Origin of the sequence: Streptomyces fradiae ATCC 10745 = DSM 40063, assembly GCF_008704425.1 — a bacterium.
Classification (GTDB): domain Bacteria; phylum Actinomycetota; class Actinomycetes; order Streptomycetales; family Streptomycetaceae; genus Streptomyces; species Streptomyces fradiae.
The window spans coordinates 760,668-787,500 of the sequence record NZ_CP023696.1 but is presented as its reverse complement, the minus strand read 5'-3'; the positions used below and the strand labels follow the sequence as shown (position 1 = coordinate 787,500).

General features: G+C 73.1%; 21 protein-coding genes, 2 rRNA genes, 1 pseudogene and 1 riboswitch (1 of these 25 running past the window's edge). Of the genes and pseudogenes, 19 read left to right on the top strand and 5 right to left on the bottom strand.

Features of this window, described 5'->3' with window-relative positions:
• The 12 genes from CP974_RS03360 to CP974_RS29415 form a co-directional block, all read left to right on the top strand.
• Positions 1-1,267: ribosomal RNA gene (locus CP974_RS03360) — 23S ribosomal RNA — on the top strand; it begins 1,852 nt to the left of the window's first position.
• Between the two features lie 78 nt (positions 1,268-1,345).
• Positions 1,346-1,462 (top strand): 5S ribosomal RNA (gene rrf, locus CP974_RS03355).
• Positions 1,463-1,626: 164 nt separating this feature from the next.
• A complete protein-coding gene (gene clsA / locus CP974_RS03350) occupies positions 1,627-2,235 on the top strand; it encodes a cardiolipin synthase ClsA (RefSeq protein WP_031128627.1) in 609 nt (202 codons plus the stop codon).
• Between the two features lie 112 nt (positions 2,236-2,347).
• A complete protein-coding gene (locus CP974_RS03345) occupies positions 2,348-4,843 on the top strand; it encodes a mannose-1-phosphate guanyltransferase (protein ID WP_031128628.1) in 2,496 nt (831 codons plus the stop codon).
• 122 nt (positions 4,844-4,965) lie between these two features.
• Positions 4,966-5,898: a DUF881 domain-containing protein gene (locus tag CP974_RS03340; RefSeq protein WP_037936507.1), complete on the top strand. Its 933-nt coding sequence runs from the start codon at positions 4,966-4,968 to the stop codon at positions 5,896-5,898.
• Entirely contained in the window at positions 5,895-6,227 is a 333-nt protein-coding gene (locus CP974_RS03335; RefSeq protein ID WP_003970459.1) for a small basic family protein, read from the top strand. Before CP974_RS03340 ends, CP974_RS03335 begins: the two co-directional genes overlap by 4 nt.
• A gap of 5 nt (positions 6,228-6,232) precedes the next feature.
• A complete protein-coding gene (locus CP974_RS03330) occupies positions 6,233-7,243 on the top strand; it encodes a DUF881 domain-containing protein (protein ID WP_078915328.1) in 1,011 nt (336 codons plus the stop codon).
• Positions 7,244-7,411: 168 nt separating this feature from the next.
• Positions 7,412-8,326, top strand: coding sequence for an FHA domain-containing protein (locus tag CP974_RS29965; protein WP_078915335.1), 915 nt, complete (start codon positions 7,412-7,414; stop codon positions 8,324-8,326).
• Positions 8,327-8,387: 61 nt separating this feature from the next.
• Positions 8,388-9,137, top strand: a complete 750-nt coding sequence (gene ftsR, locus CP974_RS03320) for a transcriptional regulator FtsR (RefSeq protein ID WP_031128632.1) — start codon at positions 8,388-8,390, stop codon at positions 9,135-9,137.
• 53 nt (positions 9,138-9,190) lie between these two features.
• Positions 9,191-9,664, top strand: a complete 474-nt coding sequence (locus CP974_RS03315; RefSeq protein WP_031128633.1) for a bifunctional nuclease family protein — start codon at positions 9,191-9,193, stop codon at positions 9,662-9,664.
• Between the two features lie 240 nt (positions 9,665-9,904).
• Positions 9,905-10,543, top strand: a complete 639-nt coding sequence (locus CP974_RS03310) for a MerR family transcriptional regulator (RefSeq protein WP_031128634.1) — start codon at positions 9,905-9,907, stop codon at positions 10,541-10,543.
• Positions 10,544-10,639: 96 nt separating this feature from the next.
• Positions 10,640-12,298 (top strand): DNA polymerase IV, encoded by a 1,659-nt coding sequence (locus CP974_RS29415; RefSeq protein ID WP_191092840.1) that lies wholly within the window; start codon positions 10,640-10,642, stop codon positions 12,296-12,298.
• On the opposite strand, the gene CP974_RS03295 is transcribed toward CP974_RS29415, so the two are convergent.
• The gene (locus tag CP974_RS03295; RefSeq protein ID WP_031128636.1) at positions 12,214-12,591 is read right to left on the bottom strand and encodes a PRC-barrel domain-containing protein; all 378 of its coding nucleotides are present in this window, start codon (positions 12,589-12,591) and stop codon (positions 12,214-12,216) included. The genes CP974_RS29415 and CP974_RS03295 overlap by 85 nt on opposite strands.
• 113 nt (positions 12,592-12,704) lie before the next feature.
• A riboswitch (glycine riboswitch) is annotated at positions 12,705-12,803 on the top strand.
• Between the two features lie 180 nt (positions 12,804-12,983).
• Between CP974_RS03295 and gcvP the strand changes: the two genes are divergently transcribed.
• A complete protein-coding gene (gene gcvP, locus CP974_RS03290) occupies positions 12,984-15,869 on the top strand; it encodes an aminomethyl-transferring glycine dehydrogenase (RefSeq protein ID WP_031128637.1) in 2,886 nt (961 codons plus the stop codon).
• 263 nt (positions 15,870-16,132) lie between these two features.
• On the opposite strand, the gene CP974_RS03285 is transcribed toward gcvP, so the two are convergent.
• Positions 16,133-16,339 carry a DUF5999 family protein gene (locus tag CP974_RS03285; RefSeq protein WP_031128638.1) on the bottom strand — a complete coding sequence of 69 codons (207 nt, stop codon included), beginning with the start codon at positions 16,337-16,339 and terminating at the stop codon, positions 16,133-16,135.
• Positions 16,340-16,691: 352 nt separating this feature from the next.
• Positions 16,692-17,339: a hypothetical protein gene (locus CP974_RS03280; protein WP_031128639.1), complete on the bottom strand. Its 648-nt coding sequence runs from the start codon at positions 17,337-17,339 to the stop codon at positions 16,692-16,694.
• A 486-nt stretch (positions 17,340-17,825) separates the two neighbouring features.
• Between CP974_RS03280 and CP974_RS03275 the strand changes: the two genes are divergently transcribed.
• Both CP974_RS03275 and CP974_RS03270 read left to right on the top strand, forming a co-directional pair.
• A complete protein-coding gene (locus CP974_RS03275) occupies positions 17,826-19,346 on the top strand; it encodes a glutamate-cysteine ligase family protein (RefSeq protein WP_085921202.1) in 1,521 nt (506 codons plus the stop codon).
• 269 nt (positions 19,347-19,615) lie between these two features.
• Complete coding sequence (locus CP974_RS03270) at positions 19,616-20,416, top strand: CPBP family intramembrane glutamic endopeptidase (protein WP_031128641.1); 801 nt, start codon at positions 19,616-19,618, stop codon at positions 20,414-20,416.
• Positions 20,417-20,507: 91 nt separating this feature from the next.
• Here CP974_RS03270 and CP974_RS03265 read toward each other — a convergent pair whose 3' ends face one another.
• Positions 20,508-21,317, bottom strand: a complete 810-nt coding sequence (locus CP974_RS03265; protein ID WP_031128642.1) for a PhzF family phenazine biosynthesis protein — start codon at positions 21,315-21,317, stop codon at positions 20,508-20,510.
• Positions 21,318-21,663: 346 nt separating this feature from the next.
• On the opposite strand from CP974_RS03265, the gene CP974_RS03260 reads away from it, so the two are divergent.
• From CP974_RS03260 to CP974_RS03250, 3 genes and pseudogenes are all read left to right on the top strand, one after another.
• Positions 21,664-22,338 (top strand): Clp protease N-terminal domain-containing protein, encoded by a 675-nt coding sequence (locus CP974_RS03260; protein ID WP_107066984.1) that lies wholly within the window; start codon positions 21,664-21,666, stop codon positions 22,336-22,338.
• Between the two features lie 23 nt (positions 22,339-22,361).
• On the top strand, positions 22,362-23,345 hold the full coding sequence (locus CP974_RS03255) for an EamA family transporter (protein WP_037936516.1): 984 nt from the start codon (positions 22,362-22,364) through the stop codon (positions 23,343-23,345).
• 159 nt (positions 23,346-23,504) lie between these two features.
• A pseudogene (locus CP974_RS03250) lies at positions 23,505-24,464 on the top strand (DMT family transporter); the annotation flags it as partial.
• 239 nt (positions 24,465-24,703) lie between these two features.
• Here the strand turns inward: CP974_RS03250 and CP974_RS03245 are convergent.
• On the bottom strand, positions 24,704-25,426 hold the full coding sequence (locus tag CP974_RS03245) for a pyridoxamine 5'-phosphate oxidase family protein (protein WP_078915331.1): 723 nt from the start codon (positions 25,424-25,426) through the stop codon (positions 24,704-24,706).
• 35 nt (positions 25,427-25,461) lie between these two features.
• Between CP974_RS03245 and CP974_RS03240 the strand changes: the two genes are divergently transcribed.
• A complete protein-coding gene (locus CP974_RS03240; RefSeq protein ID WP_051838932.1) occupies positions 25,462-26,802 on the top strand; it encodes an aminotransferase class I/II-fold pyridoxal phosphate-dependent enzyme in 1,341 nt (446 codons plus the stop codon).
• Positions 26,803-26,833 lie beyond the last annotated feature (31 nt).

Genomic DNA, 26,833 nt, shown 5'->3' with positions numbered 1-26,833 from the left:
AGGCGTTCGGGTGAACTATGGTTAAGGAACTCGGCAAAATGCCCCCGTAACTTCGGGAGAAGGGGGGCCACTTCTGGTGATCACTCTTGCAGTGTGAGCTGGGGGTGGCCGCAGAGACCAGCGAGAAGCGACTGTTTACTAAAAACACAGGTCCGTGCGAAGCCGTAAGGCGATGTATACGGACTGACGCCTGCCCGGTGCTGGAACGTTAAGGGGACCGGTTAGCTTGGATTCGTCCGGGCGAAGCTGAGAACTTAAGCGCCAGTAAACGGCGGTGGTAACTATAACCATCCTAAGGTAGCGAAATTCCTTGTCGGGTAAGTTCCGACCTGCACGAATGGCGTAACGACTTCTCGACTGTCTCAACCATAGGCCCGGTGAAATTGCACTACGAGTAAAGATGCTCGTTTCGCGCAGCAGGACGGAAAGACCCCGGGACCTTTACTACAGTTTGATATTGGTGTTCGGTTCGGCTTGTGTAGGATAGGTGGGAGACTGTGAAACTGTGACGCCAGTCATGGTGGAGTCGTCGTTGAAATACCACTCTGGTCGTGCTGGATGTCTAACCTGGGTCCGTGATCCGGATCAGGGACAGTGTCTGATGGGTAGTTTAACTGGGGCGGTTGCCTCCTAAAGGGTAACGGAGGCGCCCAAAGGTTCCCTCAGCCTGGTTGGCAATCAGGTGTTGAGTGTAAGTGCACAAGGGAGCTTGACTGTGAGACCGACGGGTCGAGCAGGGACGAAAGTCGGGACTAGTGATCCGGCGGTGGCTTGTGGAAGCGCCGTCGCTCAACGGATAAAAGGTACCCCGGGGATAACAGGCTGATCTTCCCCAAGAGTCCATATCGACGGGATGGTTTGGCACCTCGATGTCGGCTCGTCGCATCCTGGGGCTGGAGTCGGTCCCAAGGGTTGGGCTGTTCGCCCATTAAAGCGGTACGCGAGCTGGGTTTAGAACGTCGTGAGACAGTTCGGTCCCTATCCGCTGCGCGCGCAGGAACATTGAGAAGGGCTGTCCCTAGTACGAGAGGACCGGGACGGACGAACCTCTGGTGTGCCAGTTGTTCTGCCAAGGGCATGGCTGGTTGGCTACGTTCGGGAGGGATAACCGCTGAAAGCATCTAAGCGGGAAGCCTGCTTCGAGATGAGTGTTCCCACCTCCTTGAGAGGGTAAGGCTCCCAGTAGACGACTGGGTTGATAGGCCGGATATGGAAGCCCAGTGATGGGTGGAGTTGACCGGTACTAATAGGCCGAGGGCTTGTCCTCAGTTGCTCGCGTCCACTGTGTTAGTTCTGAAGTAACGAACACCACCATGTTGCCGGTTGGTTGTTATCTTCATAGTGTTTCGGTGGTCATAGCGTTAGGGAAACGCCCGGTTACATTCCGAACCCGGAAGCTAAGCCTTTCAGCGCCGATGGTACTGCAGGGGGGACCCTGTGGGAGAGTAGGACGCCGCCGAACTATTGTTGACGGGGAGCCCCGTGCCTGATGGCACGGGGCTTTCCGCATTTCCGGGACCAGACCGACCAGCAGACGAGACGGCGGACGCCCCCCTGCACAAGCCGGCCCGAACGGACGGTAAGGTCAGGGGGCAGCATTGGCACGTTCCCACAGGAGGCCCCCGGGTGGAGGTACAGGAGACTCGCGTTCAGACGGACCGGGTCCTCACCATCCCCAACATCCTGAGCATGGCCCGGCTCATCGGTGTACCGCTTTTCCTGTGGCTCATTCTCCGCCCCGAGTTCGGCGGCCCCAACAGCGACGGCTGGGCCCTCCTGGTCCTCGCCCTCAGCGGGGTCAGTGACTACCTCGACGGCAAGCTCGCACGCCGCTGGAACCAGATCAGCAGCCTGGGCCGCATCCTCGACCCCGCGGCCGACCGCCTGTACATCCTGTCCACGCTCGTCGGTCTGACCTGGCGCGACATCCTTCCGCTCTGGCTCACCGCCGTACTCCTCGCGCGCGAGCTGATGCTGCTGGTGATGGTGGGAATCCTCCGTCGCCACGGCTACCCCCCGCCGCAGGTCAACTTCCTCGGCAAGGCCGCCACGTTCAACCTGATGTACGCCTTCCCGCTGCTCCTGCTCAGCGACGGCGACACGTGGCTTGCGTCACTCGCTGAAGTTTTCGGGTGGGCCTTCGCCGGATGGGGTACAAGTCTTTACTGGTGGGCAGGGATCCTCTATGTGGTCCAGGTCCGCCGGCTTGTCAAGGCCGAAGCCACCGCCGAATGACCCTGTCTTTCCGCGCCGCACCGTAATAGGTCGCTGGTTCATGTCAAAGGGCCACTGCGAAGACGGGTGAACTCGGCCAGATCGCCGTCTGTGCAAGGAGGACGCTTCCGACATGAAGGCCGTCGTGATGGCCGGAGGCGAAGGAACCAGACTTCGCCCCATGACCTCGAGCATGCCCAAGCCGCTCCTGCCGGTCGCCAACCGGCCGATCATGGAGCATGTGCTGCGCCTGCTGAAGAGGCATGGACTGACCGAGACCGTCGTAACCGTGCAGTTCCTCGCCTCGCTGGTCAAGAACTACTTCGGAGACGGCGAAGAGCTCGGCATGGAGCTCACCTACGCCCACGAGGAGAAGCCACTCGGCACCGCCGGCAGCGTCAAGAACGCCGAAGAGGCACTCAAGGACGATGCGTTCCTGGTGATCTCCGGCGACGCCCTCACCGATTTCGATCTCACCGACCTCATCGCCTTCCACAAGGAAAAGGGCGCCCTGGTCACGGTATGCCTCACCCGCGTACCGAACCCGCTCGAATTCGGCATCACCATCGTCGACGACGAAGGCCGCGTCGAACGGTTCCTGGAGAAGCCCACCTGGGGTCAGGTCTTCTCGGACACCGTCAACACCGGCATCTACGTCATGGAGCCCGAGGTCTTCGACTACGTCCAGCCGGACGTGTCCGTCGACTGGTCCGGCGATGTCTTCCCCCAGCTCATGAAGGAAGGCAAGCCGATCTACGGCTACGTCGCCGAGGGCTACTGGGAGGACGTCGGCACCCACGAGAGCTACGTCAAGGCCCAGGCCGACGTCCTCGAGGGCAAGGTCGACGTCGAACTCGACGGCTTCGAGATCTCCCCCGGTGTCTGGATCGCCGAGGGCGCCGAGGTCCACCCCGACGCCGTGCTGCGCGGCCCCGTCTACGTCGGCGACTACGCCAAGGTCGAAGCCGACGTCGAGATCCGCGAGCACACCGTCATCGGGTCGAACGTGGTCGTGAAGAGCGGCGCCTTCCTCCACAAGGCGGTTGTTCACGACAACGTGTACATCGGGCCCCACAGCAACCTGCGCGGCTGCGTGATCGGCAAGAACACCGACATCATGCGGGCCGCGCGCATCGAGGACGGCGCCGTCATCGGCGACGAGTGCCTCGTCGGTGAAGAATCGATCGTCCAGGGGAACGTCCGCGTCTACCCGTTCAAGACCATCGAGGCCGGCGCGTTCGTCAACACCTCCGTCATCTGGGAGTCGCGCGGCCAGGCCCACCTCTTCGGCGCCCGCGGCGTCTCCGGCATCCTCAACGTCGAGATCACCCCCGAACTCGCCGTACGGCTCGCCGGCGCCTACGCCACCACCCTGAAGAAGGGCGCCACCGTCACCACGGCCCGGGACCACTCCCGGGGCGCCCGCGCCCTCAAGCGGGCCGTGATCTCCGCCCTGCAGGCCAGCGCCATCGACGTACGGGACCTGGAGAACGTGCCACTGCCCGTGGCGCGGCAGCAGACCGCACGCGGCAGCGCGGGCGGCATCATGATCCGCACCACCCCCGGGGTGCCGGACTCCGTCGACATCATGTTCTTCGACGAGCGGGGCGCCGACCTCTCCCAGGCGGGGCAGCGAAAGCTCGACCGCGTCTACGCGCGCCAGGAGTACCGCCGGGCCTTCCCGGGCGAGATCGGCGACCTCAGCTTCCCGTCGAGTGTCTTCGACCAGTACACCGGCGCACTCCTGCGCAGCGTCGACACCAGCGGGATCGCCGAGGCCGGCCTCAAGGTCGTCGTGGACGCGTCGAACGGCAGCGCCGGGCTCGTCCTGCCCAGCCTCCTCGGCCGGCTCGGCGTCGACTCGCTGACGATCAACCCCGGCCTCGACGAGTCGCGGCCCACCGAGTCCGCCGACTCCCGCCGCGCGGGGCTCGTACGCCTCGGCGAGATCGTCGCCTCCGCGCGGGCCGCGTTCGGCGTGCGGTTCGACACCGTCGGCGAGAGGCTGTCGCTCGTCGACGAACGCGGCCGGATCATCGAGGACGACCGGGCCCTGCTCGTCATGCTCGACCTGGTCGCCGCCGAGCGGCGCAGCGGCCGTGTCGCCCTGCCGGTGACCACCACCCGGATCGCCGAGCAGGTCGCCGCGTACCACGGCACCCAGGTCGACTGGACGACCACGTCGCCGGACGACCTGACCCGGGTCGGGCGCGAGGAATCCACCATCTTCGGTGGAGACGGCCTCGGCGGGTTCATCGTTCCCGAGTTCAGCAGCGTCTTCGACGGGACCGCCGCGTTCGTGCGGCTCATCGGTCTCGTCGCGCGGACCCAGCTCACGCTCAGCCAGATCGACGCGCGGATTCCGCGCGCCCACGTGCTGCGGCGGGACCTGGCGACGCCGTGGGCCGTGAAGGGGCTCGTCATGCGGCGGGTCGTCGAGGCGGCGGGAGACCGGCACGTCGACACCACCGACGGCGTGCGGGTGGTGGAGTCGGACGGGCGCTGGGTGCTGGTCCTGCCCGACCCCGCCGAGGCCGTCACCCACCTGTGGGCCGAAGGCCCCGACGACGAGTCCGCCGAAGCGCTCCTGGACGAGTGGGCGGCCGTCGTGGACAGCGCCGGGCGCTGATCCGCACCGCACCTGGGAAACGGGTGCCGCCCACCGGTGTGCCGGACCGATCGTACGACCGGGTCCGGCACACTGGTGGGGCCATTCGGCGGTAGCCGCCGCGACATGCGACGATGTGCGGCATGTCGCAGCAGCCCCCCGTTCGGAGCACAGGCTCCCCGCCTCCGCGTCCCGACGCGTCGATGTCGCTGCTGACCAATGTCATGGACCACGCGCTCGACGACGGGTACGCGGAGGCGTCGGCGCGTCGTGCCGCCGAGGGCGGCGGCCTTCCGCGCACGCTGCGGGCCAAGCTGGGCCTGGCCGCCGGACTCCTCCTCGCCGCCGCGGTGGTCACGGTCGGCGCGGCGCAGACGCAGCTGTCGGCGTCCGTGGTGGCCAAGGACCGCGAGGAGCTCATCGAGCGGATCCGGTCCGAGACGACGGCCGCCGACGACCTGGCCGAGGACATCGAGGCACTGCGCGGCGAGGTGGGGGAGCGGCAGCGCGCCGCCCTCCAGGAGCACGGCGGCGAGCGGGGAGACCTGGTGGCCCTGCTGTCCGGCGCCACCGAGGTGAGCGGACCCGGCGTCAAGCTCGTCGTGGACGACGCGAAGGGCGTCGCGGGCGGCGGCGGTGACGGTCCACGCGAGGGCGGCGGCTTCTCCGACACCGGCCGGGTGCGCGACCGGGACATGCAGCGGATCGTCAACGGGCTGTGGCAGTCCGGCGCGGAGGCCATCGCGATCAACGGGCAGCGGCTGACCGCCCTCTCGGCGATCAGGGCGGCCGGCGACGCCATACTGGTCGACAACAGGCCGCTCGTACCGCCGTACACGGTGCTCGCCGTGGGCGACGGGAAGCGGCTCGGCGCCCGGTTCCAGGAGAGCGCGGACGGCCGCTACCTGCAGGCGCTGCGGGAGAACTTCGGGATCCGCAGCAACCTGTCCCGTCAGGACCGGATCGGGCTGCCGGCGGCGCCGAGTCTGATCGTACGCACAGCACTGCCGAGGACCTCCGACGCCGGAAACGGCGACGGACGGGGCACGGCCGACACAGGGAAGGGCACATCGTGATCGCCGTACTGGGCCTCGTGGTGGGAGTCGTGGTCGGACTGTTGGTCCGGCCCGAGGTGCCGGCGGTGGTCGAGCCCTATCTGCCGATCGCCGTCGTGGCCGCGCTGGACGCGGTGTTCGGCGGGCTGCGGGCCATGCTGGACGGGATCTTCGTCGACAAGGTCTTCGTCGTGTCGTTCCTGTCGAACGTCGTCGTGGCCGCGCTGATCGTGTTCCTCGGCGACAAGCTGGGGGTGGGCGCCCAGCTCTCCACGGGCGTCGTGGTCGTTCTCGGTATCCGCATCTTCTCCAACGCCGCCGCGATCCGGCGGCACGTCTTCCGGGCGTGAGGCCGATGAGCAGCGAAGACCGCACATCCGAGACCCCGGGAGCACCCGGCACCCCGCAGTCCCCGGAGACCGCGAGGACGCACGAGCGCCAGGGCACCGCGAGCGGCCCGCACGTGCCGAGACCCCTCCAGCGCGAGCGGGACGGCGAGGACCGTGCGGAGGCGACGGCGGACGCGCCGAAGCGCGTCCGGGGGCAGGCGCCCCCGGACGCCGACCCGCAGGCGCCCCCGCCCGCCGACCCGTCGGCGGGCGGGACGGGGGGCGGGCCGGGGGAGGCGTCGGCGAGCGTTCGGGAGATGACCGGCCGGCAGCGGCTGGCCGCCGGGCTGTGGCCGCCCAGGGTGACGCGTGCGCAACTCGTCGTCGCGCTGCTGCTGTTCGGCCTCGGCCTGGGCCTCGCCATCCAGGTCCGCTCCGCCAGCGACGACGGCGCGCTGCGCGGGGCCCGGCAGGAGGACCTGGTGCGCATCCTGGACGAGCTGGACGACCGCAGCGAGCGCCTGGAGGACGAGAAGACGCAGCTGGAGGCGCAGCGCCGCGAGCTGGAGAACAGCTCCGACCAGGCCGAGGAGGCACGCCGGCAGACGCAGGAGAGGGAGCGTCAGCTCGGCGTCCTGGCCGGTACCGTGGCCGCCGAGGGCCCCGGCATCACCTTCGTCGTCGAGGACCCGCTGGCGGCGGTCGAGCCGGACAAGCTGCTCGACACGATCCAGGAGCTGCGCGCCGCCGGCGCGGAGGCCATCCAGGTCAACGACGTGCGGGTCGTCGCCGACTCGTACTTCTCCGGGGACGCCGGGGCCGTCACGGTGGACGGGCGGAGGATCACCGCGCCGTACCGCTTCCAGGCCATCGGCAAGCCGCAGGACCTGGAGCCCGCGCTCAACATCCCCGGCGGCATCGTGCAGACCCTGGAGAAGGAGCAGGCCACGGCCACGGTGACCCGGTCGGAGAAGATCGTTGTGGACGCCTTGCGACCGGCGGAGCGGCCTGACTACGCTCGGTCGTCACCGCGGTGAGGGTCCGGGCCGAGGGCGTCGCGCGGTGGAATGCCCGGGTGACCGGGCCGGACAGGGGAGGCGAGGCGGTGGGGGCAGCTCCCGTGAGCGCGGGGCGGGGAGAAGCCGTCGGTGGATCGGCCGCCCCGGCCGAGAGGTTGCGGGGGGTCGCCGTATGAAGAGCGTGGTCTGTGGTGGAAACTGTCCGGAGGATACGGACGTTGTGAGAGTGTCCGGGTCGGCAGGTCTGTTCATTCAGGGTTCGTCCTGCCCCACGGGCGGGTCTGTTTCGTTCAAGGGGAATCGCCCGTGAAGTTGTTTGCGAAGTTGTTCGGCAAGAGCGCACGCGAGGACGGCGGCAACGCCCGGCACCGCGCGGAGCGTCAGGGTCGCAGCGAGGAGGAGCAGGGCGCCGGGCGTCCGCTCTTCCGTGACGAGGTCGCTGGTCCGGGTGGTGACATTGCGGGCGGTCAGGGCGCGTCTTCTGTTGACCCCGCCGGTCCCGGCCGCATAGGTTCCGATCCGTACGCGACCAGCGTCCACGCGGCCGGGCCGCGGCAGGAGGATGGGTCCATGCCGGTGTGTACGCGGTGCGGACACCGCGCTGCCGAGGCGAGTCGGTTCTGCTCCAACTGCGGAACACCGATGCGCGGCGGCGCCCCCGCGGAGCGCGCGTCGGAGACGACGTCGACGATCTCCATCTCGGGGCTCGAGGCGTACGACAGCGAGACCACCGGTCAGACGGCGCTGCCGTCGCTGTCGCCGGAGGCGCAGGCCGCGGTGGACGCGCTGCCGCTGGGCTCGGCGCTCCTGGTGGTGCGCCGCGGGCCGAACTCCGGCAGCCGTTTCCTCCTCGACAGCGATCTGACGACCGCGGGCCGTCATCCGCAGAGCGACATCTTCCTGGACGACGTGACGGTGTCCCGTCGCCATGTCGAGTTCCGCCGGGCGGCCGACGGCAGCTTCACCGTCGCGGACGTCGGCAGCCTCAACGGCACGTACGTCAACCGTGAGCCGATCGACTCCGTGCTGCTCACCAACGGCGACGAGGTGCAGATCGGCAAGTACCGCATGGTCTTCTACACGAGCCAGCGGGGCGTCTGACCTCTCCCGGACGGGCGCCCGGGCCCCGGGCGCCCGTCCGGAGGGATGCGAGGGAAGGTCCATGCGGCGAACACCGACGACCGGTGCCGGCCACGGCGCCCCCGGCGCGGGTGACCGGCTGGTGAGCATCGGCACGGTCCTCAACCAGCTGCGGGAGGAGTTTCCCGAGGTCACCATCTCCAAGATCCGGTTCCTGGAGGCGGAGGGGCTCGTCGAGCCGCAGCGGACCGCCTCCGGGTACCGGAAGTTCAGCCGGAGCGACGTCGAGCGGCTGGCGCTGATCCTGCGGATGCAGCGGGACCACTATCTGCCGCTGAAGGTCATCCGGGAGCACCTGGAGGCCCTGGCGCGCGGGGAGCGGATCCAGCTGCCGGCGCAGGGCCCGCGCGCGGAGTCGCCGGATGACGCCGCTCTGGGGGAGCCGGACGAGGACAGGGCCACGGCGGCGCGGGTGGGCCGTGCCGAGCTGCTCGCCGCGGCGGAGGCCGGCGAGGAGGAGCTCGCCGAGTGGGAGGCGTACGGGCTGGTCGTGCCGGGAGCGGACGGCGGCTACGACGCGGAGGCGGTGACGGTCGCGCGGCTCGTCGCCGAGCTGGGCCGCTTCGGGCTGGAGCCGCGCCACCTGCGGGCCGTGAAGGCCGCCGCGGAGCGGGAGGCGGGCCTGGTGGAGCAGGTCGTCGCGCCGCTGCGGCGGCACCGCAATCCGCAGACCCGCGCGCACGCGGAGGCGACGGCGAAAGAGCTGGCCGGGCTGTCGGCGCGGCTGCACGCGGCCCTCCTCAGGTCGGCTCTCGGGGTGCGGTTCCCCTGACCCCGGCCGAACCCGACTATCCAAACCGGTGCGGCACGTCCTAGGGTTGCTGTGTGAACGAGCTCGATGTTGTCGGTGTCCGGGTGGAAATGCCGTCCAACCAGCCGATCGTGCTCCTGCGTGAAGTGGGAGGCGACCGCTACCTCCCGATCTGGATCGGTCCGGGGGAGGCGACGGCGATCGCCTTCGCCCAGCAGGGCATGACCCCTGCGCGGCCGCTCACCCATGATCTCTTCAAGGACGTCCTCGAGGCCGTGGGCCAGGAGCTGACCGAGGTCCGCATCACGGACCTGCGCGAAGGGGTCTTCTACGCGGAGCTGGTCTTCGCCAGCGGTGTCGAGGTGAGCGCCCGGCCCTCCGACGCCATAGCGCTGGCCCTGCGCACCGGAACGCCGATCTTCGGCAGTGACGGTGTCCTCGACGACGCGGGGATCGCGATCCCGGACGAGCAGGAGGACGAGGTGGAGAAGTTCCGCGAGTTCCTCGACCAGATCTCGCCCGAGGACTTCGGCACCGGCAGTCAGTGACCGCGCGGGCGGCGCCCACCGCGTGCGGGGCGCGCCCGGGGCGTGCGGAGGTGGTGATCACCCGGCGCCCGAGGCGCGCTCGGCGGGCTTTGCGCGCATCCGAGTAGCCGTTCCCGGAACGGGGACACGTCAAACCACTCTCAGGGTGATTATCACTCGGCGTGGCGAGTGTGGCGATCGTTGACGCACCCCTGGGGACTGCCTACCGTCGATGTGGCAGGTCAAGGACGGAGGGTCGGCGTGATGAGCAGCGGCGACGGTACGGCAGGGGGTCTCCCCGGACGCGGTCCGGCAGGGAGCCGGCCGTATCCGCTTCACGGAGGTCCGGCTCCGCTTGACGGGGGTGCGGCTCCGCTGCACGGGAACCCGGCCGAGCCGGCGACCGACGGTGTCGGGTACCGGGGCCCCACGGCGTGCGCGGCCGCCGGCATCACCTACCGGCAGCTCGACTACTGGGCCCGCACGGGCCTGGTCGAGCCGAGTGTCCGGCCCGCGTACGGATCGGGCACGCAGCGCCTCTACAGCTTCCGGGACGTCGTGGTCCTGAAGATCGTCAAGCGGTTCCTGGACACGGGCGTCGCGTTGCAGAACATCCGGGCCGCCGTGCAGCACCTGCGCGACCGCGAGGTGCGGGACCTGGAGCGTATGACGCTGATGAGCGACGGCGCGACGGTGTACGAGTGCGCGTCGCCGGACGAGGTGGTGGACCTCCTCCAGGGCGGGCAGGGGATCTTCGGGATCGCGGTCGGCGTGGTGTGGCGGGACGTGGAGGCGGCGCTGTCGCAGCTGCACGGGGAGCGGGTCGACACCGGGGAGACCCTCATCGGGCACCATCCGGCCGACGAGCTGGCCCGCCGCCGGCGTGACAAGGCCGTCTGAGCGGCCTCGCTCGACGTGCCCGACGTGCTGGGCCGGGGGCCCGGTGTCGCACGGGTGTGCGGGCGCTTGTCAGTGGGGTAGGGCAGCATCGGTGGTGTGAGAGCCGCGCCGACGATCCTCCATCTCGACATGGACGCCTTCTTCGCCGCCGTCGAACAGGCGGCGAAGCCCAGCCTGCGCGGCAAGCCCGTGATCGTGGGCGGTCTCGGCCCGCGCGGTGTCGTCGCCACCGCGTCGTACGAGGCGCGGCGGTTCGGTGTGCGCTCGGCGATGCCCATGGCGCAGGCGCGGCGCCTGGCGCCGAACGCCGCGTACCTGGTTCCGCGCTTCACCGTGTACCGGTCGGTGAGCCTGCGGGTCATGGAGCTGCTGGGCCGGCTGTCGCCGCTGGTGGAGCCGCTCAGCCTGGACGAGGCGTTCGTCGACCTGGAGGCCGGTGGCGCGGCGTACGACGGGGCGACGGCCCGGTCGGTGGGGGAGCGGCTGCGCCGGGACATCCGGGAGGTGACGGGGCTGACGGGGTCGGTGGGGCTCGCCGGGTCCAAGATGCTGGCGAAGATCGCGTCCGAGGAGGCCAAGCCGGACGGCCTGGTGGTCATCGAGCCCGGGACGGAGCGGGCGCTGCTGGCCCCGATGGGGGTGCGGACGCTCCCCGGTGTGGGACCGGCGACGGAGGAGCACCTGAGGCGGGCGGGGATGACGACCGTCGCCGACCTCGCGGAGGCGGGCGAGGACGAGCTCGTACGGCTGCTGGGCCGGGCGCACGGGGTCTCGCTGCACGCGATGGCGCTGGGGCGCGACGACCGGCCGGTGGTGGCGGAGCGGGACGCCAAGTCGGTCTCGGTGGAGGACACCTTCGACGTGGACCTGCACGACCGGGTGCGGGTGCGGTGGGAGGTGGAGCGGCTCGCGGAGCGGTGCGTGCGGCGGCTGCGGGCCGCGGGCCGGTCGGGGCGCACGGTGGTGCTGAAGGTGCGACGGTACGACTTCTCCACGCTGACCCGCTCCGAGACGCTGCGCGGGCCGACCGACGACCCGGTGGTCGTCCGGGAGGCCGCGGCGCGGCTGCTGGACGCCGTGGACACGACGGGCGGCGTGCGGCTGCTGGGCGTGAGGGTCAGCGGGCTGGCCGACTACACGCAGGAGGACCTGTTCGCCCAGGCGTCCGCGGGGGTGGTGCCGGACGGGCCGGCGGGTTCTGCGGAGGGGCCGGGACCCGTGGCGGTGGAGGGCGCTGCCGTGCCCGGCGGGGCGGGCGGGAGCGCCGGGACGGAGCGGGTGGCCGGCCGGGCGGACGCGGTGGACGCGGTGGACGCGGTGGTGGGGACGGATCGGGCGGCGCGGGCGGATGTGGTGGGCCGGGCGGACCGGGGACTGGACGGGGCCCCGCCGCCCGGTGAGCCCCCGCCGGGCGGCTCGGGCCGGCCCGAGGGGCCTGGGCCGGATGCCCGAGGGGGCGGCGAGGGCGTGCCGGGGGAGCGGCACTGGGCCGCCGGGGCCGATGTGCGGCACGCCGTCCACGGCGCCGGGTGGGTGCAGGGCAGCGGGGTCGGCCGGGTGACCGTGCGGTTCGAGGAGCCGTGGTCGGCGCCCGGCCGGGTGAGGACCTTCCGGACGGACGATCCGCAGCTGGAGCCGTCCGACCCGCTGCCCCTGGTCGGCGGCGGGCCTCAGCCCGTTCCGTCGGGCACCGACCCGACGGGCCCGCCGGGGGGCGACGGGGCCCCGGGGGCGGACGGCGGGGCGAGGCCGTAGTGGCGGTAGAGCCGCAGCTCCTGCTGCGGGGAGAGGTGGCGGCCCACCCCGAAGCCGGGGGCGTCCTTGACGAGGGCCTTGGGGTACGGGACGTGCAGGCCGTCGGCGGCGACCCGGCTGGGCCCCAGCGGGACGAACGCGTCCCGGCCGAACAGGCCCGTCCGTACGGCCGCCCACACGGGCGCCCCCGTCGCGTCGTCCAGGTACACCTCGTCCACCGTGCCGATCCTGTGGCCGTCGCCGTCGAACGCCTTGCGCCCGATCAGGCCGCGCGGGTCGATGTCGCTCTGCACCGTTCCTCCAGTCGGTCGCAAGCGGTCCGTGCACACCACGAAAGGGCACAACGGTGACGTCGGCCACTCGACGGATCGGCCCGGAACGTCGCTGGTAGGCTGGAGATGGCCGCTGACCCCGTGCGGGAGAGTCCTTCGGAGAAATCGTCCGGAGGCGCCGAAGGAGCAAATCCTCCCCGGAATCTCTCAGGCCCACGTACCGCACGGACGAGGTCACTCTGGAAAGCAGGGCGGGCGTCGGACGGCACCCGCTCTCACCGACGGTGAAAGCCATGCCCTCCGCCCGGAGTGCGCGGCGAAGCTCTCAGGTTGAGATGACAGAGGGGGAGGCCGTCCGGGCACCCGCGCCGCGGTGCCCCTCGCAGGTCGCTACGACCAGGAGGCCCCCGTACATGACCGCCAACCGCATTCCGCTCTCCCAGCTCGAGCGGGGCACCCCCTTCGAGCAGCGCCACATCGGCCCCGACGCCGAGGCGCGCGCCAAGATGCTCGCGCAGGTCGGCTACGGCTCGCTCGACGAGCTCACGGCGGCCGCGGTGCCGGACGTGATCAAGAGCGCCGAGGCCCTCGGCCTGCCCGAGGCCCGCAGCGAGGCCGAGGTCCTCGCCGAGCTGCGGGACCTCGCCGATCGCAACCAGGTGCTGGCGCCGATGATCGGCCTCGGCTACTACGGCACGTTCACCCCGCCGGTCATCCTCCGCAACGTGATGGAGAACCCCGCCTGGTACACGGCCTACACGCCGTACCAGCCGGAGATCTCCCAGGGCCGCCTGGAGGCCCTGCTCAACTTCCAGACCGTCGTCGCCGACCTGACCGGCCTGCCCACCTCCGGCGCCTCCCTCCTGGACGAGGGCACCGCCGCCGCCGAGGCCATGTCCCTCGCGCGGCGCGTCGGCAAGGTCAAGAACGGCGTCTTCCTGGTCGACGCCGACGCCCTGCCGCAGACCGTCGCCGTCATCCAGACCCGCGCCGAACCGACCGGCGTCGAGGTCGTCGTCGCCGACCTGTCCGACGGCATCCCGGCCGAGGTCGCCGAGCGCGGCGTCTTCGGCGTCCTCCTCCAGTACCCCGGCGCGTCCGGCGCCGTCCGCGACATCAAGCCGCTGATCGACGCCGCCCACGAGCTGGGTGCCGTCGTCACCGTCGCCGCCGACCTGCTGGCGCTCACCCTGCTCACCTCGCCCGGCGAGCTGGGCGCCGACATCGCCGTCGGCACCACCCAGCGGTTCGGCGTCCCGATGGGCTTCGGCGGCCCGCACGCCGGCTACATGGCCGTCCGCGACACGTTCGCCCGCAGCCTCCCCGGCCGGCTCGTCGGCGTGTCCGTCGACGCCGACGGCAACAAGGCCTACCGCCTCGCCCTGCAGACCCGCGAGCAGCACATCCGCCGCGAGAAGGCCACCAGCAACATCTGCACCGCCCAGGTGCTCCTCGCCGTCATGGCCGGCATGTATGCCGTCTACCACGGCCCCGAGGGCCTGCGGGAGATCGCGCAGCGCACCCACCGCTACGCGGCGGTCCTCGCGGCCGGTCTGCGCGCCGGCGGCGTCGAGGTCGTCCACGGCGACTTCTTCGACACGATCACCGCGCGCGTGCCCGGCAAGGCCGCCGAGGTCGTCGCCGCGGCCCGCGAGAACGGCGTCAACATCCACCAGGCGGACGCCGACCACGTCTCCGTCGCCTGCGACGAGACCACCGGCCGCGCCCAGCTCACCGCCGTCTGGGCCGCCTTCGGCGTGACCGGCGACATCGAGGCCCTGGACGCCGCCACCGGCGACGCGCTGCCCGGCTCGCTGCTGCGCACCGACGCGTACCTGACGCACCCGGTCTTCCACGCGCACCGCTCCGAGACCGCGATGCTGCGCTACCTGCGCAAGCTGGCGGACCGCGACTACGCGCTGGACCGCGGGATGATCCCGCTCGGCTCCTGCACCATGAAGCTGAACGCCACCACCGAGATGGAACCGGTCACCTGGCCCGAGTTCGGCCAGATGCACCCCTTCGCCCCGGCGGAGCAGGCCGAGGGCTACCTCACCCTCATCCACGAGCTGGAGGACCGCCTCGCCGAGGTCACCGGCTACGACAAGGTGTCCATCCAGCCCAACGCCGGCTCGCAGGGCGAGCTCGCCGGGCTCCTCGCCGTCCGCGCCTACCACCGCGCCAACGGCGACGCCCAGCGCACCGTCTGCCTCATCCCGTCCTCCGCGCACGGCACCAACGCCGCGTCCGCCGTCATGGCCGGGATGAGGGTCGTCGTCGTCAAGACCGCCGACGACGGCGAGATCGACGTCGCCGACCTGCGCGCCAAGATCGAGCAGTACCGCGACGAGCTGGCCGTACTGATGATCACCTACCCGTCGACGCACGGCGTCTTCGAGGAGCACGTCGCCGACATCTGCGCCCAGGTCCACGAGGCCGGCGGCCAGGTGTACGTCGACGGCGCCAACCTCAACGCGCTCGTCGGCCTGGCGAAGCCCGGCAAGTTCGGCGGCGACGTCTCGCACCTGAACCTGCACAAGACGTTCTGCATCCCGCACGGCGGCGGTGGCCCCGGCGTCGGCCCGGTCGCGGTCCGCTCCCACCTCGCCCCGTACCTGCCGAACCACCCGCTCCAGCCGTCCGCCGGCCCGGAGACCGGGGTCGGCCCGATCTCGGCGGCGCCGTGGGGCTCGGCCGGCATCCTGCCGATCTCCTGGGCGTACGTGCGGCTGATGGGCGGCGAGGGCCTCAAGCGCGCCACGCAGGTCGCCGTCCTCGCGGCGAACTACGTCGCCAAGCGCCTGGAGCCGCACTTCCCGGTCCTCTACACCGGTCCGGGCGGCCTCGTCGCGCACGAGTGCATCATCGACCTGCGGCCGCTGTCGAAGGCGACGGGCGTCAGCGTGGACGACATCGCCAAGCGGCTGATCGACTACGGCTTCCACGCGCCGACCATGTCGTTCCCGGTCGCCGGCACGCTGATGATCGAGCCGACCGAGAGCGAGGACCTGACCGAGCTCGACCGGTTCTGCGACACGATGATCGCCATCCGCGCCGAGATCGAGAAGGTCGCCACGGGCGCCTGGCCCGCCGACGACAACCCGCTGCGCAACGCCCCGCACACGGCGGCCGCGCTCGGCGGCGCGTGGGACCACGCCTACAGCCGTGAGGAGGCCGTCTTCCCGGCCGGGGTCTCGGCGGCGGACAAGTACTGGCCGCCGGTGCGCCGCATCGACGGGGCCTACGGCGACCGCAACCTGGTCTGCTCCTGCCCGCCGCTGGACGAGTACGACGCCTGAGCGGTGCGGCCGGGCCCTGGGCGGCGCGGCTGACGCCTGATCCGCGTGAGGCGGACCGGAGAGACGCCGAGGGGCCGGTACGGAGGACATCACCTCCGTACCGGCCCCTCGGCGTGCGCGTCCCCGGTCGTACGTCCCCGGTCGTACGGCGCCTGGCCGTACGCGGCCGGTCGTACGCGGCCTCGGCCGTACCGGTGCCCGTCCCTCCGCGTGCCCGGCGACGGGCCGGGGTGGTGGGCCGGGTGATGGGCCGGGGTGGTGGGTCAGGCGGCCTTCGCGACCCGCGCCGTGGTGAGCGGGCGGTGCGGCGCGATGATCTGGCCGTCCGGCAGCAGTTCACCCGTGTCCTCGAACAGCAGGACGCCGTTGCACAGCAGGCTCCAGCCCTGCTCCGGGTGGTGGGCCACCACGCGGGCGGCCTCCCGGTCGGCGGAGTCTGCGGTCGGGCAGGGTGACTGGTGCTGGCACATGGCTCGGTTCTTTCGCTGCGATGTGGAGTCTGCTCTGCGGCTCGACACGGTGTTCATGGCCGCCCCCCGTCTTTCGATCGGTCCGTTCCCAGTGTTGCCCCACGGGCGTGATTCCGCAGGGATTTCGCGGCACCGCTTCCTGTTGGGGAAGGACGAGTCACCCGCGCGGATGGTTCGGCTCAACCACCCCCTCCCTTCGGGTGGTTCTGCCTGGTCGGGCTGGACTAGCCCGGATGGACCAGACGTGCGCGCAGCGGTGCCCCGCGCCCCTCCCGGGAGGGACGCGGGGCACCGCGGTGCCGGGTGGGCGCCCGGGCGGTCCGGTCGTCGCCGGGCCGCTGGAGGCCGCCCGTCAGGCCGTCGAGCCGAGCAGCGGCGGCGGTGCCAGCCGCACGGCGAGCCGGGGCAGCAGGTCCGCGACGCGGTACGGGCGGTGCGCGGCGATCCCGGGGGGCGCGGGCGCCAGCGGGATCAGCACGTCCGCCGGGGCCGGGGAGCCCTCGGCCGGGTCCGCCTCCGGGTCGCCGTGCAGCCACAGGGTGAGCATGTACAGGTCGGGCACCGACAGCAGGCGCGGCTGCCACGGCGACCCGGACGCGTCCGCCTGGCGCAGGGCCCGCTCCGTGGAGGTGAGGTAGGGGCCTTCGAAGAAGTGCGAGAAGGTCCAGCCGCCCGCCGTGCGCAGGGTGTCGGCGGCGGCCAGGGTCGCCGCGCCCTCACGGATGAGGAAGCGCCACCCCGCGAGGCGGGTGGCGGGCGCGCCGGCCGGCCCCGCGCCCGGCGCGGGCGCGGGCCGCGGCTCCGGTTCGAACTCCGGCCGGGACGGGGAATCGGACGAGGGAGCGGCCAGGACGTGCACGGGCAGCGGGAGTTCGGCGCTGAGCGGTCCCGGGACGGACCGCAGGGCGGGGGTGCCCGCCTCGCGCAGGGCGGGGGAGCCCAGAGCCACGAGGACGCTGTGCAGGGCGGGCGCGGGCGCCGGGGAGACGTGGAGCGGCATGTGGGTCGCCTCTCACTCAAGAGACAGGAGGAGGTGGAGCGTGCGTGGGTGCGGACGACGCTGTCAGCGACGGGGCCGTGGGGCCGCCGGTACGCCGTGCCGGGCGCCGGGATCCCAGCCTCGCGAGCGGAGTTTATACGACAAATGTTCACACCATGTTTCCGCTAGCCGCCCGCGATAACCTCGTCAAGACGGCTGCGCGCCTCGGATCGGCAGCCATTTCCGGTGAATTATCCGCTGCCTCGAAGCCCTGCCTGCGGCGTTCCCCACGGGGCGGACGGCTGGATATCGCCGCCCATTTCCCCCGCGCCGCACGGCGTGATCTGCTAGCCGCTCCATGCCTCCGGAATGTGCCGGACGCCTCTCCCGAGCAGAGTAGTGGCAAAGCCCTCGCCGGGTGGGCGTTACGGATCGGCGGGGCTGGGCATCATCGTTGCTGACCGAGCGGCGACGCCGCGTGTCGCCCACTCGAGGAGGGACGCTTCGATGGGGGAGAAGGTCGTGGCAGTCAGGTTCGACCTGGCCGATCGGCAGAGGTACCGCAGGAAACTCCGGGGCTGCCTGGACGCCCTGGGGCGGCTCCTCACGGAGAAACGGTTCGACCGGCCGCGCAATCTCATGGGGCTGGAGATAGAACTGAATCTCGCGGGCCCCGACGGGCTGCCCCGGATGATGAATGCGCAGGTGCTGGAGCGCATCGCCAGCCGCGATTTCCAGACCGAACTCGGGATGTTCAATCTCGAAGTGAACATCGCTCCGCACCCCCTCGCCGGGCACGTTTTCTCCCAGCTTTCCGAGGAGCTGCGCACCGGCCTGGGATACGCCCACCGGAAAGCGGAGGAGCTCGGCGCCGGCATCCTGATGATCGGCATCCTGCCCACGCTCACCCGCCACGACGTGGACCTGGTGAACATCTCGGACGTCGACCGCTACGTGCTGCTCAACGACCAGATCGTCGCCGCACGGGGCGAGGACTTCACGCTGGAGATCGAGGGCGTGGAGCGGCTGGCCTGCACGGCGGCCTCCATCACCCCGGAAGCCGCCTGCACCTCCGTGCAGCTCCACCTCCAGGTCACCCCGCAGCGCTTCGCCGACGTGTGGAACGCGGCGCAGGCCGTCGCCGCCGTGCAGATCGCGACCGGCGCGAACTCCCCGTTCCTCTTCGGCCGCGAGCTGTGGCGCGAGACCCGGCCGCCGCTGTTCCAGCAGGCCACGGACACCCGGCCGCCGGAACTGCAGGCGCAGGGGGTGCGGCCGCGCACCTGGTTCGGCGAGCGCTGGGTGGACGGCGCCTACGAGCTGTTCGAGGAGAACCTCCGCTACTTCCCCGCGCTGCTGCCGTTGTGCGGTGACGAGGACCCGCTGCGCGTCCTCGACGACGGCGGCGTCCCGTCCCTGCAGGAACTCGTCCTGCACAACGGAACCGTCTACCGCTGGAACCGGCCCGTGTACGGGGTGGTGGACGGGGTGCCGCACCTGCGGGTGGAGAACCGCGTCCTGCCCGCCGGCCCCACCGTCGAGGACGTCGTCGCCAACGCCGCCTTCTACTACGGGCTGGTGCGCGCCCTCGCCGAGGACCCGAGGCCGGTGTGGCGGCGCATGGCGTTCCAGGACGCCGCCGGCAACTTCGACACCGCCTGCCGGTACGGCATCGACGCCGAGCTGCGCTGGCCCCGCCCCGGTCGCGGCGGTGTGACCGCCGTGCCCGCGGTGAAGCTCGTACGGGACGAGCTGCTGCCGCTCGCGGCGTCCGGGCTGGACGCGTGGGGCATCGAGCCCGCCGACCGGGACCGCTGCCTCGGCATCATCGAGGAGCGCTGCCGGCGCCGGGTCAACGGGGCGTCATGGCAGAGCGAAACGTTTCACCGGGCGCAGGAGGCGGGTCTCGACCGGGAGGCGGCCCTCGCGGCCACCGCCCGCCGCTACCGCGAACTGGCGCTCACCGGCGAGCCGGTGCACACCTGGCCGGCCGGGGCGCCGGGACCTTACCCGCGGGACGGCCGCTGAGGCGTCGGCGGGCTCCCGCCCGGGGGACGGCCGTCGCGCCTCGGAGTCCTGCCCCGCGCAACGGCCGCCGCGCGACCCGCCCTGCGTCCGGCATCCGGCGTTTGGCGTCGGGAGTCGGGCGTCGGGCGTCCTGAGTCCGGGGTCCGGGGTCCGGGGTCCGGCGTCCGGGGTCCGGCGTCCGGCGGGGGTGTTTCGCGGGGGACCCGTCCACGTGGCCCGCGCCGCCGTCGGGCAAGCTGGACGCGCAAGGTCCACGACGGGAGGCGCGCGTGCGGACAGGTGCGGAACGGACGGCGGGAGCGGCCACGCCGCCGGGCGAGCCACGGGAGGTCCTGCGGTCCGAGACGCTGATCGTGCTCGCCCTGTCGCTCGGCGCGAGCGCGGTGTCCTCGCTGATCAGCTTCGTCGGGTCGCTGACGAGACCCGGCGGCCTCAAGGACCAGGCGGCCACCCTCAACGGCTCCTTCGCGCCCGGCCGCCCGTGGCTGGACCTCGCCTGGCAGCTCTTCTCCCTCGCCACCGCGCTCGTGCCCGTGGTCCTCGTCGCGCACCTGCTGACCCGCGAGGGCGCGGGACTGCGCGCCATCGGCTTCGACCGCCGCCACCCCTGGTCGGACCTCGGGCGCGGCACCCTCGTGGCGGCCGCCATCGGCAGTGCCGGACTCGCCTTCTACCTGCTGTCGCGGGCCGTCGGCATGAACCTCACGGTCGTGCCCGAGTCGCTGCCCGGCGAGTGGTGGAAGTTCCCCGTGCTCATCCTGTCGGCGATCCAGAACTCCGTGGTGGAGGAGGTCATCGTCGTCGGCTACCTGTTGCGCCGGCTGGGGCAGCTCGGCTGGTCGCCCACGGCGGCGCTCGCCGCCAGCGCGCTGCTGCGCGGCTCGTACCACCTGTACCAGGGCATCGGCGGGTTCATCGGCAACCTGGTCATGGGCGTCGTCTTCGTGCTGCTGTACCGGCGCTGGGGGCGGGTCGGGCCGCTGGTGGTGGCGCACGCACTGCTGGACATCGTCGCCTTCGTCGGCTACGCCCTGCTCGCGGGCCGGGTCGGGTGGCTGCCCACGGCGTGACCGGTGCGGGCGCGGGCGCGGGCACGGGCGCCGGGTGCGGGGGCCGGGTGCGGGACGCGGTCGGGCGCGGTGCCCGGCGCCCGAGCCGGCGTCAGGCGCGGAGGTCGCCGTCGATCACGGTGACCGCCTGACCGGTCAGCAGCGTCCGCTCGCCGCGCAGCGCCGTGCGGACGACCCCGGTGCGGGCGCCGCCCTGCAGGCCGGTCAGCTCGCTCCGGCCGAGGCGCGCCGACCAGAACGGGGCCAGGGCCGTGTGCGCACTGCCCGTGACCGGGTCCTCGTCGATTCCCACGTTCGGGAAGAAGCCGCGCGAGACGAAGTCGTGGCCGCGCGCCGGGTCCTTCGCCGCAGCCGTCACGATCACGCCCCGGTCCGACAGCGCGGCCAGCGCCGCCAGGTCGGGCGCGAGGCCCCGTACGGCGCTCTCGTCCCGCAGCTCGACCAGGAGGTCCCCGATGTGGGCGGCCGTGTCGTGCACCGACACGACCTCCGCGCCCAGCGCCTCGGCGAGGCCCTCGGGCGCTTCCACCGGGGTGAGCGTCGAGGTGGGGAAGTCCATCGTGATCGTGCCGTCCTCGGCGGCGGTCGTGACGAGGACCCCGCAGCGGGCGGCGAAGCGCACGGTGCCGGTGGCCAGGCCCGCCGTGTGCAGGACGTGCGCGGTGGCCAGCGTGGCGTGGCCGCACATGTCCACCTCGGTCGCCGGGGTGAACCAGCGCAGCGCCCAGTCGGCGTCGCCGCCGGGTGGCAGCGGGTGCGCGAAGGCGGTCTCGGAGAGGTTGACCTCCGCGGCGACCCGCTGGAGCCACCGGTCGTCGGGGAAGGCGTCGAGGAGCAGGACGCCCGCCGGGTTGCCGGACAAGGGACGGTCGGTGAAGGCGTCGACGATTCGGATGCGCATGGCGGAGACCGTACGCGCACGCCGGACCGGCCGGCCAAGGCCAATCCGGGACGTCTGGCCCCGATCACCGTCGCGTCGTGCGGGTGCGAGCCGCGGTCGAGCCCGGCGGCGCGGTCTCCTCCCTGAGGAGGAGGCGCCGGGGCCCGGAGCCCACCCTGTGTGGGACGCCGCATGCTCCCTCACGAGGATGCCCGCGGGCGCGCCCGCCTGATGAGGTGGGAGGGTGCAGAGCTCCCCCTCGCGTCACCCGGCCCGCCCCGCCCGCGCGCCTGCCGCGGCGGCCGCCGGCCGGGACACCGCCGAGGACGCCGACCCCGGGGCGGGTCAGGGCGCCGATGCGCGCGCGGTGCGGGACGCCGGGGCCCGCGCGGTGCGGGACGCCGGGGCGGGGGACGGACTCGGCGCCGAACTCGCCGCCGTCGTGGCCGCGGCGCGGCGCAGGGCCGCGCGTGACGGCGACCGGCAGATCGACACCGCGCACCTCCTGCACTCGCTCGCGGAGTCCCACCCGGAGGTCCGGGCCGCCCTCGGGGCGGAGCGCGCCGCCCGTGTCCTCGCCTACCTCGTCCAGCGCAGCATCGGCTACGGGCTCCGCTGGCACGGCACCGTGGAGGACTCGGGCGCGGGAGCGGTCGTGCGAGGGGGCGAGGCGCCGGAGCCCCCCGGACCGGCCGCGACGGACGAGGCCGGTCCGACCGGATGGGCCGGCTCCGCCGTCCGGGAGGGGGCCGGGCCGCGGGGGTCCGCCGTCCGGGAGGGGGCCGGGTCCGCGGGCCCCGTCCTCGCGGGCGTGCGGGCCGGGTGGTCGCCCGCGGCGGGCGCCGCCCTGGAGGCCGCCCTCGCGCGGGCACGGGCCAGGGGCGAGCCGCGCGCCCGGCCCCTCGACCTGCTCGCCGGGCTCGCCGCCGACCCGCACTGCCGGGCCGTGCAGGTCCTCACCCGCGCGGGAGTCGACAGGGGCCTGCTGACCGCCCGCGTCGAGCATCCGTCTCAACAGGTGCGACAGGCTTTACGCTCCTGACAGACGCCTGCCATCATGTGCCGATGCACGCGTCTCAGGTGAGAAGCGCCGGCCTGGGACTGGCCCTGGCCTCGGCCTTCGCTTTCGGTGGATCGGGTGTGGCGGCCAAGCCGCTCATCGAGGCGGGCCTCGACCCGCTCCACGTGGTGTGGCTGCGGGTGACCGGCGCCGCGCTCGTCATGCTGCCCCTGGCCTGGCGCCACCGCGATCTGCTCCGCCGCAGACCGGCCCTCCTCGCGGGCTTCGGCCTGCTGGCCGTCGCGGGTGTCCAGGCGTTCTACTTCGCCGCGCTCTCCCGCATCCCCGTCGGCGTGGCCCTGCTCATCGAGTACCTGGCGCCCGCGCTCGTGCTCGGCTGGGTCCGCTTCGTGCAGCGCCGCCCGGTGACGCGGGCCGCCGCCCTCGGGGTCGTCCTCGCCGTGACCGGCCTCGCCTGCGTGGTGGAGGTGTGGTCCGGGCTCGGCTTCGACGTGCTCGGGCTCCTCCTCGCCCTCGGCGCCGCCTGCTGCCAGGTCGGCTACTTCGTCCTGTCCGACCAGGGCGCCGACGGGGAGCGGCCCGTCGACCCGCTGGGCGTCATCGCGTACGGCCTGCTCGTCGGCGCCGCCGTCCTCACCGTCGTGGCCCGCCCCTGGGGCATGGAGTGGGGCGTCCTCGCCGGCGCCGCCGACCTGGGCGGCACCGCCGCGCCCGCCTGGGCGCTGCTCGGCTGGATCGTGCTCGTCGCGACCGTTCTCGCGTACGTCACCGGGGTCGTCTCGGTGCGGCGGCTGTCCCCGCAGGTCGCCGGGGTGGTGGCCTGCCTGGAGGCGGTCATCGCCACCGTCCTCGCCTGGGTGCTGCTCGGCGAGCACCTGTCGGCGCCGCAGATCGCGGGCGGCACACTCGTGCTCGTCGGCGCCTTCATCGCCCAGCGGTCCACGCCCAAGGCCGCCTCCGGGCCCGTGGCGGGCTCCGACCCCCTGCCCGGCCAGGACAGGTTGTCCACCGACCGGGCCGCCACCTAGGCTGCCCGCCATGCACGCGACCGTACTTCCGCCTCCCGCCGCGTGACGCGGGCGGCGGCCTCCTGACGAAGACCCGGCTCGGGCAGCGCCCCGAGCGGCCCGTCGCTGCCCGCGTGCGCAGCAGAGCAGCCGCAAGCCGTCTTCCCACCGGAGCATCACGTGTCGCACCACCCCGTCCGTACGTCCACGCCCGCCGCCGCGTCCGTCGGGCGCAGCCTCCTCTACCTCATCGTCGCCGGGGTCGCCTGGGGCACCGCGGGGGCCGCCGCCTCCCTCCTCTTCCGGGCCAGCGACTTCGGGTCGCTCGCCCTCTCCTTCTGGCGCTGCGTCGGGGGGCTCGTCCTCCTGCTCGGCGTCCTCGCCGTGCGCCGGCGCCCCGCGGGCGGCCGGCGCACCCGCTCGCGGCGGCGCGTGCTCGGGCAGGTGCTCGGCACCGGGATCGGGCTGGCCGTCTTCCAGAGCGCCTACTTCGCGGCCGTCGACGCGACCGGTCTCGCGGTCGGCACCGTCGTCACCCTGGGTGCCGGGCCCGTCCTGATGGCGGTGGGCGCCCGGCTCGCCCTGGGCGAGCGGCTGGGACGCGGCGGTGCGGCCGCGGTCGCCGGGGCGCTCGCCGGGTTGGCGGTCCTCGTCCTGGGCGGTGACGCGGCGACCGTGCGGCCCGCCGGAGTGGTCCTCGCGCTGCTGTCGGCCGCCGCGTACGCCGCGATGACGCTGCTGACCCGGTGGCTGGGCCGTGACGGGGGCGGCGGCGACGCGCTGACGACCACCACCTGGGCGTTCGCGGTGAGCGCCGTCGGGCTGCTGCCGCTCGCCGCCGCGGAGGGACTGGTGCCGCACACGGCCGAACCGGCACGGGTCCTGGCGCTCATGGCCTACGTGGCCGCCGTGCCGACCGCGCTCGCGTACGCCCTGTACTTCGTGGGCGCGGCCGCGGTGCGGTCGGCGACCGTGTCCGTGATCATGCTGCTCGAACCGGTGAGCGCGGCGGCCATCGCGGTCGTCCTGCTCGACGAGCGGCTGACCGCCGCGACCGTGGCGGGCACCCTGCTGCTGCTCGCGGCGGTGACCGGGCTGGCGCTCGGCGAGACCCGGCTGGCGGCGGCCCGGCGCGGCGAGGCGACGGGGGAGGCGGCCGGGACGGGGGCCGGGGCCGGGACGGGGGACGGGGCCGGGACGGGGGACGGGGCCGGGACGGGGGACGGGGCTGGGCCCGGCACCGGTCCCGGCTCCCGTTCCTGCTCCGATCACGGATTCGGGTCCCGCTGCGGCTGCGGCAGCGGCCCCGGTTCCGGCTCCGGCGGGGCGGGGCCGGAGCCGCGTGGCGGACGCCCCGCGCCGCGGGGGGCGGCGACCCCTCAGAGCGCGGCGAGGTAGCCGGGGAGGGCGATCGACGGGTCCAGGTCCCGGTCGGGCTGGGCCGCTCCGTACCGCGTGGTCAGCGGGATCACCCCGGCCCAGTGGGGCAGGCCCAGGTCCTCGGGCTCCTCGTTGACGCCGCCGGTGCGCACCTTGGCGGACACCTCGGCCAGGTCGAGGCGGAGGACGGCCGTCGCGGCCAGCTCCCTGGCGTTGGCGGGCCGGGAGTCCGCCGAGCGGCCGGGCACGACGTGGTCGACGAGGGCGTCCAGCGCGGCGAGCTTCTCCTGCCGGTCCGTGACCTGGTGGGCGGTGCCGTGCACCACGACCGAGCGGTAGTTGACCGAGTGGTGGAAGGCCGAGCGGGCCAGGACCAGTCCGTCGACGTGGGTGACCGTCAGGCACACGGGCAGGCCCGCGTCCGTCCCGCCGGCGCCCGCCATGCGCGGCGGCCGGGATCCCGTGGAGCCGTGGACGTACAGCCGCTCGCCGACCCGCCCGTACAGGGTGGGCAGCACGACCGGACGGCCGTCGCGGACGAAGCCCAGGTGGCAGACGTACGCCTCGTCGAGTATCGCGTGGACCAGCTCCCGGTCGTAGGACGCCCTCGGGCGGCCCCGGGTCGGGACGGTGAGCTCGGTCGGTTCGTACGCCCCGCGGGACCCGGGCGCCCTATGGGCTTCCACGGCCCCGTGGGCGGCGGGGGTGGCGGTCTCCGGCATTGCGGCCTCCATTGCACTAGTGCATAATGCTGTTTGTGCTAGGAGAGTATCGGATCAGTGGGCGCCGCGCATCGGAGATCACGGCGAGCGTGGAGCGCGGCGTCGCGTCGGGCGACCTGCGGCCGGGCCAGGCGCTTCCGCCCATGCGGGAGCTGGCGGCCGGCCTGGGGGTGAATCCGAACACGGTCGCGGCCGCGTACCGGGCCCTGCGCGAGCGGGGCGTCATCGAGACCGCCGGACGCCGGGGCAGCCGGGTGCGCGCGCGGCCGGCGACCACCGCGCGGGACGCCGTGCGGATCGAGGCCCCCGAGGGCGTACGGGACCTCGGCCACGGCAACCCGGACCCGGCCCTGCTGCCGCCGCTGGGTCCCGCACTGGCGGCCGCCGCGACCGCGGGCGCGGGGCGGCCCGTGATGTACGGGGAGCCGCCCGTCGACGAGGACCTCGCCCGGCTCGCCCGCGCCGCGCTGGACGCGGACGGGGTGCCCGACGGGCCCGTGGGGGTGGCGGGCGGCGCGCTGGACGCCATCGAGCGGATCCTCGCCGCACACCTGCGGCCGGGCGACGCGGTGGCGGTCGAGGACCCGGGCTGGGGCAGCGTGCTCGACCTCGTGCCGGCGCTGGGCCTGCGGGCCGTGCCCGTGGCCGTGGACGACGACGGGCCGCTGCCGGACCAGGTGGAGCGGGCGGTACGGGACGGCGGCGCCCGCGCGGTGGTCGTCACCGCGCGGGCGCAGAACCCGACGGGCGCCGCGCTGGGCGCCGAGCGGGCGGCGCGGCTGCGGGAGGTGCTGGGCCGGCACCCGGAGGTGCTCGTCGTGGAGGACGACCACGGGCACGGCTTCGTCGACGCGCCGCTCCGGCCGCTCGGCGGGGCGACCGGCCGGTGGGCGTTCGTCCGGTCGGTCGCCAAGGCGTACGGGCCGGACCTGCGCCTCGCCGTCTTCACCGGCGACGCCGACACCGTGGACCGGGTGCTCGGACGGCTGCGGCTCGGACCCGGCTGGGTGAGCCACGTCCTCCAGCGGGCCGTCGTGCACCTCTGGCGGACCGGCGCCGTCGACCGGGCGGCGGTGGCGCGGTCGTACGGGGAGCGGCGCGACGCGCTGGTCCGGGCGCTCGCGGACCGGGGCGTGCGGGCGCACGGGCGCAGCGGGATGAACGTGTGGGTGCCGGTGGCCGACGAGACCGGCGCGGTGGCGCGGCTGCTGCAGGCCGGGTGGGCGGTGGCGCCGGGCGCCCGGTTCCGGCTCGCATCGCCGCCCGGTGTCCGGCTGACCGTGTCCGGGCTGACCGGCGCCGACATCGAGCCGCTGGCCGCCGCGGTGGCCGCGGCGGTGACGGCGGGGACCGCGGCGGTGCGGTCGTACCGCTGAGGCGCGGCGGCCGACGGCCGACGGCCGGCGG